Source organism: Desulfonatronum parangueonense (genome assembly GCF_054656975.1).
The window spans coordinates 138,419-150,682 of sequence record NZ_BAAHXH010000003.1 but is presented as its reverse complement, the minus strand read 5'-3'; the positions used below and the strand labels follow the sequence as shown (position 1 = coordinate 150,682).

Annotated in this window: 9 protein-coding genes and 1 pseudogene; 2 read left to right on the top strand and 8 right to left on the bottom strand. The window is 45.2% G+C overall.

Annotation, left to right across the window (positions count from 1 at the left end; all coding sequences use genetic code 11):
- Positions 1-390: 390 nt before the first annotated feature.
- From ACYQ15_RS01225 to ACYQ15_RS01210, 4 genes and pseudogenes are all read right to left on the bottom strand, one after another.
- Positions 391-846, bottom strand: a pseudogene (locus ACYQ15_RS01225) (DUF4143 domain-containing protein); the annotation flags it as partial.
- A gap of 12 nt (positions 847-858) precedes the next feature.
- Positions 859-1,239 carry an ATP-binding protein gene (locus ACYQ15_RS01220; protein WP_459935712.1) on the bottom strand — a complete coding sequence of 127 codons (381 nt, stop codon included), beginning with the start codon at positions 1,237-1,239 and terminating at the stop codon, positions 859-861.
- A 10-nt stretch (positions 1,240-1,249) separates the two neighbouring features.
- Positions 1,250-1,531, bottom strand: a complete 282-nt coding sequence (locus ACYQ15_RS01215) for an AAA family ATPase (RefSeq protein ID WP_459935711.1) — start codon at positions 1,529-1,531, stop codon at positions 1,250-1,252.
- A gap of 97 nt (positions 1,532-1,628) precedes the next feature.
- Positions 1,629-1,823, bottom strand: a complete 195-nt coding sequence (locus ACYQ15_RS01210; RefSeq protein ID WP_459935710.1) for a hypothetical protein — start codon at positions 1,821-1,823, stop codon at positions 1,629-1,631.
- Between the two features lie 176 nt (positions 1,824-1,999).
- Here ACYQ15_RS01210 and ACYQ15_RS01205 point away from each other — a divergent pair, with 176 nt between their 5' ends.
- Together ACYQ15_RS01205 and ACYQ15_RS01200 are read left to right on the top strand one after the other, a co-directional pair.
- The gene (locus ACYQ15_RS01205) at positions 2,000-2,224 is read left to right on the top strand and encodes a hypothetical protein (protein ID WP_459935709.1); all 225 of its coding nucleotides are present in this window, start codon (positions 2,000-2,002) and stop codon (positions 2,222-2,224) included.
- Positions 2,221-2,607, top strand: coding sequence for a type II toxin-antitoxin system VapC family toxin (locus tag ACYQ15_RS01200; protein ID WP_459935708.1), 387 nt, complete (start codon positions 2,221-2,223; stop codon positions 2,605-2,607). Before ACYQ15_RS01205 ends, ACYQ15_RS01200 begins: the two co-directional genes overlap by 4 nt.
- Before the next feature lie 148 nt (positions 2,608-2,755).
- On the opposite strand, the gene ACYQ15_RS01195 is transcribed toward ACYQ15_RS01200, so the two are convergent.
- The 4 genes from ACYQ15_RS01195 to ACYQ15_RS01180 form a co-directional block, all read right to left on the bottom strand.
- A complete protein-coding gene (locus tag ACYQ15_RS01195) occupies positions 2,756-2,947 on the bottom strand; it encodes a hypothetical protein (RefSeq protein WP_459939635.1) in 192 nt (63 codons plus the stop codon).
- On the bottom strand, positions 2,871-3,236 hold the full coding sequence (locus tag ACYQ15_RS01190) for a four helix bundle protein (protein ID WP_459935707.1): 366 nt from the start codon (positions 3,234-3,236) through the stop codon (positions 2,871-2,873). Before ACYQ15_RS01190 ends, ACYQ15_RS01195 begins: the two co-directional genes overlap by 77 nt.
- 123 nt (positions 3,237-3,359) lie before the next feature.
- Complete coding sequence (locus ACYQ15_RS01185) at positions 3,360-10,994, bottom strand: glycosyltransferase (RefSeq protein WP_459935706.1); 7,635 nt, start codon at positions 10,992-10,994, stop codon at positions 3,360-3,362.
- Complete coding sequence (locus tag ACYQ15_RS01180) at positions 10,991-12,241, bottom strand: glycosyltransferase family 4 protein (protein ID WP_459935705.1); 1,251 nt, start codon at positions 12,239-12,241, stop codon at positions 10,991-10,993. Before ACYQ15_RS01180 ends, ACYQ15_RS01185 begins: the two co-directional genes overlap by 4 nt.
- Between the last annotated feature and the right edge of the window lie 23 nt (positions 12,242-12,264).

Genomic DNA, 12,264 nt, shown 5'->3' with positions numbered 1-12,264 from the left:
TTCCAAAACCCAGGGGGTGACATCTTTATAGCGTCTAAGCGGACACCAAAAGGATGTCGGTGATATGTCAACCAATTCTGAACCATCCCCAAATCGCCAGCGCAAAAAAACCGTCTACCTTTAACGCCTGCCTTCCCCGTCCGTGGCCAACAATTCTTTTTCTTATTTCCGCCACCTGCTCCCACCGTCTATTTATTCCAGCATTTTTACCCCGCCAAGCTGTCCAAAAGACCGGCCCCACTTCAGAGCTGATTTCACCCGGGCCAGCATTGTCTTTATTATTCCAACATCCCAGCATCCCAGCATCCCAACATCCCAACATCCCAGCATCCCAGCATCCCAGCATCCCAGCATTGTCTTTGTAATCCTAGCATTATGCCTCACATTAATTCAAGGCATACGAAGTTCTTTAAGAAAACGGATCAAGGGCGTGACCCTGATTCCATGCTTTTCATAGTCTCTGGTCCCAAGATGAACCTGAAACATTTCCGTAATGGGCGTCCGTTCCTGAAAATAAACAAGTGCCGGACTGAGATTGTCCTGACCTGATTTGCATTCCACGGCAAACAGCGGCTTTTTGTCTTTGAGAACGACAAAGTCCACCTCGCGTAAATCCGTGTCACGCAGGAAACGTAGTTCCATCCGATGACCCTGGGTATCCTCAATGAGATGGCAATACTTGAGAAGCTGACAAGCCAGGAAATTTTCCAGCCGCGCACCTTTGTTTTCCACCAGCGACCAGTCCCAGAGGTACAGCTTCTGTTCCTTTTTGACCGCCCGGATCTTCGGAGCACCATAGGGAGGTATTCGGAAACAGAAATACATGCGCTCCAGTATTTCCAACCAACGGGCTACGGTTTAATGGGCCACCTGCAAATTTTCCTTGAGGCTCTTGATGGATAACGGGGACCCTACCCGGCTTGGCAAAGCTGCCGTCAACAGTTCAACCAGGCTGATCTCCCGGACATGTTCCAGATCTCGAATATCTTCGTAAACCACTCTTTGCTGCCGCTCTCGCTGCCATCGACGCCAAAAGCGCCCCTCGCCGCGCAGGCAAGGCTCAGGAAATCCGCGATAACGCAGCAGGTGCTCCAGGTCACTCTTGTCTGGATCTGAAGACAGTTCCAGCAGGGAAAACGGGTGCAACCGATAGTAGTGATAGCGACCTTGCAAAGAATCGCCGCCCTTGCTGTAGTAATCCAGGCGAGCCGAGCCGGTGACCAGAAAAGATGCACCCACCTTTCTGGTGTCAAAAAAAACCTTTGATCAAATTGCGCCATCGGGCGAATTTATGAATTTCATCGAACACGATGCACCCGGCCACAGGCGGAAGCTCGCCCCGAAGCAGGCCCTGACGAACTTTGGGATTGTCCCAGTTAAGATAACCAGGCTGGCTGACTGAGGGTTCTGGAAGAAACTGCAGGGCAAAGGTGGTCTTGCCGACCTGACGAGGCCCTCCGACAAACACCATCCTGCTGGCTAGGTCCTCCTGGACATGGTCAAAGAGATAGCGGTTCTTGACTGAATCCATGATTAAAATCAATATACATCGAAAATACTCATGAGTAAAGTCACATTGCACCGAATTCGATCATGCTCCACCCCATCATTCCTATCAACTCACCGACTCACCGTCTAACCGTGTTTTCATCCCAGCATCCCAGCATTGTCTTTATTATTCCAGCATTCATTTTCATCCCAGCATCATCTTTCCCTTCCCAAAGCCTCCTACCTTCAGGTTTCAGGTCTCCGCCCTCATCCCTATCTTTCATCCCAGCATTTCTTATGTCCTCATCCCAGCATCCGCCGATGCATCCCAGCATTGTCTTTTAATTCCAGCATTCCAGCATTATATTTTATCCCAGCATCCTTGTATTACTTGAGCATTCTGTTTTACCGCCCCCCTTTGCCCTCTCAAACAATTTCCCGTAAACTCTCCCTCAAGCATACTGGACAAACTCCAAACGCTTCTACACCATACATCAAACCGGAGTTCACCATGCAAACGATTGAACTGCAAACTCGCATCAGTAACAATGGTCAGATTCAATTGCCCAAGGACTACGTATTTGCTTACGGCAGGGAAGCAAAGCTGGTGGTTATTCTGCCGGAGCCGGAAACAAAAAAAACGCCAAAGCGCCAACCCGGTAGCGCAAAAGGCGTTCTCAAGATACTTGCCGAAGATTCTGAGCACCTGGATAACTTTAAGGAGTATATGCCATGAACATGCTCCTGGATACCCAGGCCCTGCTTTGGTTTCTGCTGGATGACCCCAGGTTGAGCAACAAGGGACGGGACGTCGTTATCCATGCCCAAGGCGCAATTTTTGTCAGTTCCGCCAGTTTCTGGGAGATTGCCATCAAGATAAGCCTGGGGAAATACTCCCTGCCCGAGCCGTTTCTCCTCTTCTGGAACAGGCAGATGCAAGAAAACGCTTTGACCCTGTTGCCCATTACCCTGAACCACACGGCGCGAATCACCAACCTGCCATTTCATCACAAAGATCCATTTGACCGCTTGCTCATAGCCCAGTCCCTGGAGGAACATATCCCCATCGTGAGCAGCGATTCCATCTTTGATGCGTACGGGGTACACCGTCTGTGGTAACGAAACAGCACAGAGGAATTTTCCCCTGTGGTGCAAAAGGATTTGCCACTCGGTCGCTCCCCTTTCTCGGGAACACCGGGCACACAAGAAAATACTCCTTCACCCCGCACTCCCCGTTACATTGTCTTTGTAATCCCAGCATTCTGTTTCATCCCTTCATTCCAGCATTTCTTATGTCTTTATCCCAGCATTTTGTATTTATATTCCAGCATTCCAGAATTTCCTTTCTATAATTCCAGTATCCCAGCATTCCAGCATGTTGTTTAAATCTTCTTCCGCAAATACCCCCTAAACCCCTTGATCTGCGCCCTGCAATCACCCGCAAGACCATACGTTTCATCAAATTCATCCTGGCTGATGTATCCGCAGTCCAATGCCCGGTACAATTGCGACTGCACCTCGCTGCACGACCGGGCTGAATCCCCCAGAAACTTCACAAACTCCTTGATCGAAAAATCGTCAAAACCTTCCGCAATATTATCCATGGCCGACCCGGCCGCCCTCCACATCTGATCTTTCAAACTGTAATCCCTGGAAAACTGCTGCTTATTGACAAGCCGATAAACAGCCCGGCAAAGCTCCTTTGCCTTCTGCCAACACGGCAAATCCTCAAACCTCGTATACTTCATCCCCTCTCACTCCGGCACCTATCTTCATATTCCAGCATCCCAGCATCCCAGCATCCTGTTTCATCCCAGCATCCCAGCATCCCAGCATTCCAGCATTATCTTTGTAATTCCAGCACCCCACCATCATGTTTTCATCATTTCTTCATACACCCTTGCATATTCTTCGGCATTCTGCCGCATAGTCTTAATCGGACGGATCTTGGTGCGCATGGAGGCCAGAAGGTCGGGCTGCGTCAGGAGCATGCGGATGATTTTTGCCAGTCGCGTTGTGTCTTCCCGCGGGAAGAGAAAGCCTTCCACCTTGTCCTGAAACATTTCACGCACCCCGCCTACATCCGAGGCGATTACCGGCACTTTGGCGGAAAGAGATTCAAGAACGGTTAAGGGGTAGTTTTCCTGGCGGGAAGGGATCACGGTGACGTCAAAGGAAGAGAGAATACTGCCCAGGTCATCCTGTTTGTACGGCCCGAAAAACTTGACTACGGGATTGTCTTTGACCGTGTCCATGACAGTGTCATAAAACTGCGGCTGCTGTACTGTTCCGTGAATGTGCAGCTCACATTTGTCGCGTAATATCGCGTCCAAGCCATTCAAGGCTTTTACAAGCAGATCAAGCCCCTTGCGATAAACAATCTGTCCAATAAAGCCCAGGACAATCTTGTCTTTTTGGGCTGGGTTGGTACGGGGCGCCTGGACAGCCGGCCACCCCAAGGGAAGCACGGCAGGCCGTGAAAAACCATAACGAGCATGCACGTCAGCCAAATGCTTTGAAGGAGAATACTTCCTGTCAAGAGCCTCGTATCCTGCCAGGTTAACCTGCTGCCGGAGCCGAAAAAATTCAACGATTCCCTTGGAGGGGTCAGCTTGAAACCCTCCCAGACAACGGGCACACTTTTCCGGCGATTCCGGCCCTGAACACTCTCGGCCCTTGGTATCAATCAGGTGTCCCATGGCGCATAACAGCCAGTAGTCATGCAGAGTGGCCGCCGTGGGAATGTTCAATGACTTCGCAGCTAAGGGAAGGCGAGAGCTTAAACGGTAGAGCAGGTGAAAATGCACTAGGTCGAACTGTTCTCTCCGCAACAGCTCTTCGAATTGCTGTTCCACGGTTTCATTGGCAAACATGTACTGGGGATTTTCAAAGAGATTCGTGGAACCATCCACGACGTTGATTTGATGTACTTTGAGTCCTTCATATTCCGTCGAAACAACGGCATAGGGCGTTTTGTCTTCGCCGGGTTGGCGTTTGCTGATGTCTACGGGATAGAAAAAGGAAACGTCATGGCCGAGTGTTTTCAGTTTCTTGGCCATATTCAGAGCGAACAGCTGTGCCCCGGCAGTATTGTAAGGGGGGAAGTTGTGGCAGACAAAGAGTGTCGCATTAATATCTTTCTCAGTTTTAATCCTTATCTCATTAAAAGATTCAATTTTATCTTGATTAGGAAATAGTTGCCTTGTCGCCCACTGAATATCATCTTTCGTATATATGCCTGGAAACGAATTTAAAATAATAAATGCATAAACAATAGAATAATCAACTCTGTGTTTATTTTTCCGTTTTACTTCATTTAATAAATGATGATTTATGAGATATGATTTAGACCAATCAATTTCAATATTACTGTAATTGATCGCATTGTTTTTAATTATATTCGCAAAATTTAACTCATGACGTTTCTTTGCACTATCGTACATTGAATTGTTATCGGTTGTCCTGTACATCAAGATGACTTTGTTCAAAAAATAGAAATCTTGAGAAATACAATGTACACCAATCCAGAAGTCCCAGTCTTCGTAACCAGGAACATTCGTATTGTATCCACCAACTTTCTCCCAAAGAGACCTCGAGTAAAGGGAGGTGTTGGGAAGTTGATTCTGGCGTGGCAGCAGTATTGGGTCCAATGGTTTTGTCGGCCAGATATTTTTGTGTAATCCAAATTTCTGCATGGCACCGTAGACGACTACTTCCTTCCCATGGTGTCTGTTTGCTTCGTTCACCAAGGACTCGAGTGCGTCCGGAAGAAGGTAGTCGTCGGAGTCTAGCGGGAGGACATATTGGCCAAGTGCGACAAGGATTCCATTGTTGCGAGGTATTGCTGGCTGTCCGGAATTCACTTGGTTTATGATTCTTATGCGGTGGCGCGAATATTTTTTATACAAAGTATAAGCAACATCCAAAGATTTATCAGTACTGCCGTCATTTACTATGATTATCTCAAAATCCTGAAAAGTTTGACTGACAACGCTTTCAACACATTCTGTTAAGTATTTTTCATGGTTGAAGCACGGGATGACCACAGATACTAGAGGATTATCTTTATATAGTGGACTAAATACAACATCAAACCATGGATTCGAAGAATAACCTTTGACTTCAAAGTGAAACTGTATCTCTTTGACCAATGGAAAAAGTTCCTGAGCAATGCGAACAAGATCGCCACCATTCTTGGTTGAAATCATGTTAATTTTTTCAACATAATTAACGATATTCTCGATACGTTCGCCGGCCTCCTTCGAGTTGATCGTGTTTTGCTTCAAGTCCTTATATTCTGCGTCGTTAAACCATTTCAATTCAGGAGACTTGTGTTTATAAAACATGGATACACGCCAGTAGCCTCGCAAATTATGAATATTACAAAAATCACGAATCGAAAGGCTATGGTCGTGCCATGCGACGCAGTCCGCGGCATAAAGCACTCTCCAGCCCTGATGAAAGAGTCTGAAACCAAGGTCAATATCTTCCGCAGCGGGTGCAGTGAAACTTTCGTCAAATAATCCTATGTCAAAAATTGCTTGCTTTCTCAGTGAAATGTTGCACGTAAAAAAAGAATGATAGTTGTAGAGATTCCTGTCGATTTTATTATAGAAATTAAAGAGAACATTTGAATTCTCAATGATTACACCCATTGCTGAGTTCTGGTATTCTGGACACAGGGAGAACTTTCCAAGGACTGCAATTTTCTCATTTTGATGTTGCAAATGTATGTCATGGTGAATGCTGAGACCATTGCTGGAAAGTATGGAGTCGTCATTCAAAAAGAGTACGTATTTTCCTCTAGCTGCCAGCAACCCCATATTTCGTGCAGCAGCAGGCCCTCTGTTGTCCTGCCTGAAGTATTTAAGAATATATTTTGAATTGAAACTGTTAACAAAGGACTGCGTGTCATCGGTCGATCCGTCGTCACAGACTATGACTTCGAAATCTTTGGAGTCGAAATTCTGCATGTCGAGAGCATGAAGACATTTCTCCAACGTATTTCTACGGTTGCATGTTGTTACGATGACTGAAAACGTAAGTTCGTCATTGCCTGGAACCAAGGACTCCGGCTTTCGCTTATCAATGCGAAATATCGATGTCCCTTCAGGAGGTGGCATAAACTCCAGATTATTTTCCCTGGTGAAAGTGTGGACTGCTTCCTGGACCGACGGAGTCCAGGTGTAGTCATGGCCGATTAGAAAACCACCGAACTTTACCTTGGGATACCATGCGACAAGATCGTTGTAGCACCCCATGAAACTGTGATCGCCATCGATGAAGACAACATCAATGCTGTTATCCTCAAAGTCTTGGGCGCTGAGAAGGCTTTCCTTGTCCCGTGGTCGAATAAAGGCGTTTAACCCCTTGCTTATGAGATTGCCCAAGAAATTGTGCACACTGTAGAAGCCGCGGTATTCAGGATTGATCTTATCCTTGAATGAAGTCCACCAGTCAATGCAGTGAATACGTGCCGTATAGTTTCCGGATTCAACCAGGGAACTGGCCATGATATACGCCGAAAGCCCCATGAAGCTCCCAACTTCGAGAATGACACCTCCACGAGGGAGGTCAGCGGCCATATTGTAGAGATAAAGCATTTCCTTGTCTTCAAGGAAGCCTAGGATCCCATTGACTTCAGACATGCCGAACTTGTTGTTCGGTACCATTATTTTGGGGAAGGCATTCTGGATTTCAAGGAGAGTCTTGGGAGCAGGCCTGCTCAGCATGGAAAGTTCAAGAACGGCATCCTGCAACGCGTTCTTTTGACGCCTGATCTGTTCAGGCATTTTGAATTCCTTGCTCTCGACGAGGGTGTCGTCGAGCAAGGCAAGAAATGCCTGGATTGTTTTGTCCCACGTGTAGTTTGAATTATATTGCGCCTTGCCCTGCCGGCTGAGTTCCAGGCGGATTTCTGGTTTTCTAATAAGGACGTCGGCTACACTCATAAACCGGTCCATGTCCGCAATGATGCCCCCTGCTTGATGATGAACTCCATTGCAGTTGTAGGTGGCAACCCAGGGGACGCCATGACTCATAGCCTGTTGGATCACCAAGGGCCCGGCGCTTTCAGCCTTGGAAGGAACAACGAGAAGGTCCGCCTGCGCGATTGCTGCTGCTGCTAGTTTCCGCTTCATTCCAGCGCAAAGGATGATCCTGCTGTCCTTGGCGGCAAGCGCCTTGATCCGGTCAAAATAGTCTCTGTGAACATCTACAGCATAGCCTATGATGAGTAAACGCCAGTCAAATTGGGTTTGCTGGAACGAGGTAATGAGTTCTTCGTGATTCTTGACCGGCCAAAAGTTAGCGACCATTACGAGGAGAGGCTTTTCATCGGAAACACTGAATTGTTGCCTGATATTGATGTGTTCAGGTTCAATTTCAATTGAGTGGGGAATATAAACCGATTGGATATCGTGTAATCGCGTATATTGGACATCATGTCCATCTTCTGTGACTGTTATTACAATATCAAATAATTTAATTATTTCACATATTGTTTCATCAACTTTTCTTCTATGCCATCGTTCTCGGTCACACCAATTGATACTAGGCAGGAAAAATATCTTCGACCTGATTTTATGTTTTACCTGTGCGATGAGAACACTTGCCCAGTTGTCAGGTTGAGAAAGAATTATTACAGCATCATAATTAGATTGTAATATAAAATTTTGGTATCCATCAATATCACCAGTGAACCCACTATAAATATCACCTTCGCATTTAAAATGATGAATTTTCAAACCATTAACTTCATTTTTTTTTCTAAATTCCGTATAGCGCGCACATACTTCAACATTGAAACCATGATTCAGTAATTTGACTCCAAGATCTTCAACATAGGACTCGACACCACCAATAAATGGCCAGAAATAGTCACATACTAATAGAATTTGTCTCTGTGTATCCTTAACCAGATTGATTTTTTTATGAAAACTATCGTACGAAGAACGAACCGTTTCGTTGATTACATTTTCCGATTCTTCCATAAAATCATAATTATCCAAAACAACAGGATGCTTAACGCTCCCTTCTTTTTGAATTATTGTTATACAATCATTTAAAAAATCAGCCCCCCATGAAATTTTTTCTTGAATCAAGCATTGCAATCCATACTTTTTACATGTCTTATGAAATAAATTCGCCGTCATATCTTCGGAACGCCAATGATCGTTCCTAACATCTCCGACACATTTCCTCTTCCTATATTCCCCAAAGTTGGAATGATGAATAAAGCCATGACCACCTATTCGTAATTTTTGAGATATTTGCTGAAGATAGTTGTCAACAGTCTCATAGTCCATATGCACAAAAGAATCCCAGCTGAATACAAAGCTCACCGAATCATCGTCTATCATATGTAGTGAACGACCATCATTTTGATAAAAAAAAGCGTTTTTGTAATTTTTAAATTCATTTTTACATTCTAAAATACATTTTTCAAGAAAGTCTACTCCGGAATAGACTTGCGCATCTCTTAAAAGATAATGAGTCCACCTACCATATCCAGGTGCAATTTCCAAAACATGCTCTTTATTGTAGAAATTCTTAAGCCTGGGAAAAATTGTATAATTCCATAAATTATCACTGCCCCCCCAGGCGCCAGACCAATAATGCCCTTTATGCGACCAATCATGTTTGGACCATTTTGCAATATTGCAGTCAACAGAGTGTGCCTGTCGATCGTAATTTACTATACGACGTTTTTTTTCTTCCTTATTGATATTATTTCCAAAAAAAGCCCAGTGCCAATGACCTTCTCCAGGTATTTCGTACGTATCAATTTTATATAAATACAATCCATGTTCTTGAACAAGATGAATTATATCATCTTTACACCATCTGACAGATGGTTCATATTCTTTTAATTCAGCATCATCTGTTCCGTAAATCAAATCAGCAAATTGACAAACAAATACGCCTTTTTTCGATAATTTTTTCGCAAGACCAGCAATGTAATCTTTGACTAAATCTCGCGTGAGATGCTGAAATACAACCATACAATAAACGACATCAATATCATGAGGAACTAAGCTTTTCCATTTATCAACAAGAATTGGCGTAAAGTTTCTTATACCATTCTTTTCTGCAAACATCTTAGCTTTATGCAAAATAGTATCACTTACATCTATTCCATAAACATGTTCAACATGAGGAGCAATCAAAACTGATTCCCTGCCATATCCACAACCAATCACAACTATTTTCATATTATTAGAAAGTTGCGTATACTTTTTAATCCTGTCAACATCATCTCCAAATAAAGCTAACCCATTATGATTTTTTCCATAGCAATGATGTTTTTCAAAATACATTTTTTCTTGAATCTTTTTCCAGTACTCGATGTTTGATTTACCTTCAAACCGGTTCTTCTTGCGAACTAATTCAAGGTATCTGGATATCGATTCGCTTTTTTTCACATTACCAAGACTTTTGAGTTCTCGCATGTATTTTGTTGAATCTATTACAAAATTTGACTTTTTATATGAATATCCATTGTTCATTTCAAGATGATATAATGCTTCCCTTATGACCGAATGAACATTAGCAAATTTATCTTTATCATTTAATATTGAAAGTATAATTTTTATCAGCGATTTTCTATAACTATCGCTATTGCTATATAACCATTCTTTCAATCTAAATAAAAATGCGGAGCAGGGCCCAAAGGTATGAATAAGGGATTTGTTTTTTATCGATATGTCAATCGTTTCAATTATTGCGGATACCGCTTGGCCAGGATCGTTCAACTCCTGAAGAGGAAATAGCTCTGTAAAGCTGTGATTGTTGATGTATTCAATTACAGCCCTTGCGGAGTCGAAAAAACCAGCTTCAGGAAATTCATGTGTTGTTTGTGTAGCATGCCATCTGGTTACACATGTTCGTTGGTTGATATACATTGATTCATATTTTGAACTGATGCGCAACCACATTTCAAAATCCTGGCCATGGGGATATGAGTCATCAAAAAAACCTACTCTTTCAAAAACCTTTCTGTGGATAGCGATACTGTTCCCGTGTATATACGGTCCTGAAAAAAAACGAGAAACCTGAAATCCGCGATCAGGAATGGCGTTCCAAGGGTCAGGTGAACTTTTAACGCCAGTCTTGTCATCCAAATAGTAAAAATGTGTGTAAAAAAAGAAAATTTCAGGATGTTTGTGAATCGCGTCAAGATGGATTCTCAATTTTTCAGGCTCGAACAAATCATCGGATGAAAGCCAACAAATCCAGTCTCCCGTTGCCTGGCTCAATCCTGCATTAAGAGCCGAGGCAACCCCTCCATTCGTCTTATGAAATACCCTGAAACGGCCGTCTCGTCGTGAGTATGACTCACCTACCGAAGCTGTGTCGTCAGTTGAGCCGTCATTGACAATCAACGCCTCCCAATTCTCAAAGGTCTGCGAAATCAGGCTGTCAAGGGCATGCGGCAGATATTGAGATTGGTTGTATGTGGGGACAATGATGGAAAAGAAGGGAGCGGTGCCCGATGAACGCTTCATTTCAAAATTCCTCCCGATAAACTGTCATTTCCTTGAAGTACGCACTGTACAACATCCTTGACCTGCTCGCAGGCAACCCTGGAATCCACCCGATCTCGCACCAATGCCAGGTTGATCCTGGAAAACTTCTTCCGTTTGGGTTCGTCCCGCAACAGACTGACGATGGCGTTGGCCAGGGCGGACGGGTCACGGGGCGGAATCAGCAATCCATTACGTTTGTGTACGACCCATTCCCTGATGGAAGGGATGTCGCCCATGATCACCGCGGTGCCGCAGGCCATGGCCTCGAGCATGCAGTTGGGCTGCGAGTCGTTGGACGATGGGGAGACCATGATATCCGCGCTTCGGTAATAATCAGGCATGTCTTCCCATGCAATTTGCCCGTCATGACGGAAATGATCGGCTAGGCCCAATCGTCGCGGCAGGCTCAGCAAATCCTCCCAGAGATGCAACCCCACCTTGGAAACGAACAAGAAAAGTGCGTCGGGCAGCATTTTGCACACGACGCAGGCAGCCTCTATCAGCACATCTGAATTCAGGTACCCGCCCAGTCCCCGGGGGCAAAGCACGATGTGCTCCTGGCTGAGGCTGAGGCGTTTGCGCGCGGCAAGGGAATCGTTCGGGGCAAAGTGTCCCAGATCCACTCCCGGGTAGCGGATGACATGCAGCTTTTGGGGAGAAATGCCGTATCCAAGGGCAGCGGTTTTCGCGGTTTCCGAATTGACCGTGGCGGCCGCGGCATTGCGGATGCCCGACTCCACGATCTGGCGCTTGAACGTGCGCAGGATCTCGCTTGTTTGTGACCACCAGATGAGGTCCCCATTCCAGAAGGTGATGATTTTGGGAATGTTCGCCGGCAAAAAACAGCCGAGATACGCCGGGTAGAGCATAGTCTGCAAAAAAACCGCATCTGGCTTGAAGCGCCGAACCGTCTGGAGGAGTTGCCTGAAAGCGAACAATTGGACGAGCATATCCTGAAAGAGCTGTTCCGAAGCACAGTGAATCTTGGTTGCGCTCATAAAAGACGCTAAGGCCTTGACATACCGCTCCAGATGCTTTCTGGATCGGACCATGCCTGCCTTTCCATCGAGAACAGTCACCCCGACATTGTCGATTGCATACTGATAATCCGATGCCAGATGGACCTTGAAACGATGGTCCGTGCTGAACACCTTGACTCTGCGTTGGGCGTGAATGGAATAGCCGAAAGCAAGGAACAGCAGCCTGGTTCGGCGATCATGGACCATTGAGACCTCAGAAATGAACGCGG

Coding starts and splice junctions, on each gene's coding strand:
- ACYQ15_RS01215 (WP_459935711.1), bottom strand. CDS start 1,531: ATGGATTCAGTCAAGAACCGCTATCTCTTTGACCATGTCCAGGAGGAC.
- ACYQ15_RS01210 (WP_459935710.1), bottom strand. CDS start 1,823: ATGCTGGGATGCATCGGCGGATGCTGGGATGAGGACATAAGAAATGCT.
- ACYQ15_RS01205 (WP_459935709.1), top strand. CDS start 2,000: ATGCAAACGATTGAACTGCAAACTCGCATCAGTAACAATGGTCAGATT.
- ACYQ15_RS01200 (WP_459935708.1), top strand. CDS start 2,221: ATGAACATGCTCCTGGATACCCAGGCCCTGCTTTGGTTTCTGCTGGAT.
- ACYQ15_RS01195 (WP_459939635.1), bottom strand. CDS start 2,947: ATGAAACGTATGGTCTTGCGGGTGATTGCAGGGCGCAGATCAAGGGGT.
- ACYQ15_RS01190 (WP_459935707.1), bottom strand. CDS start 3,236: ATGAAGTATACGAGGTTTGAGGATTTGCCGTGTTGGCAGAAGGCAAAG.
- ACYQ15_RS01185 (WP_459935706.1), bottom strand. CDS start 10,994: ATGAAGCGTTCATCGGGCACCGCTCCCTTCTTTTCCATCATTGTCCCC.
- ACYQ15_RS01180 (WP_459935705.1), bottom strand. CDS start 12,241: ATGGTCCATGATCGCCGAACCAGGCTGCTGTTCCTTGCTTTCGGCTAT.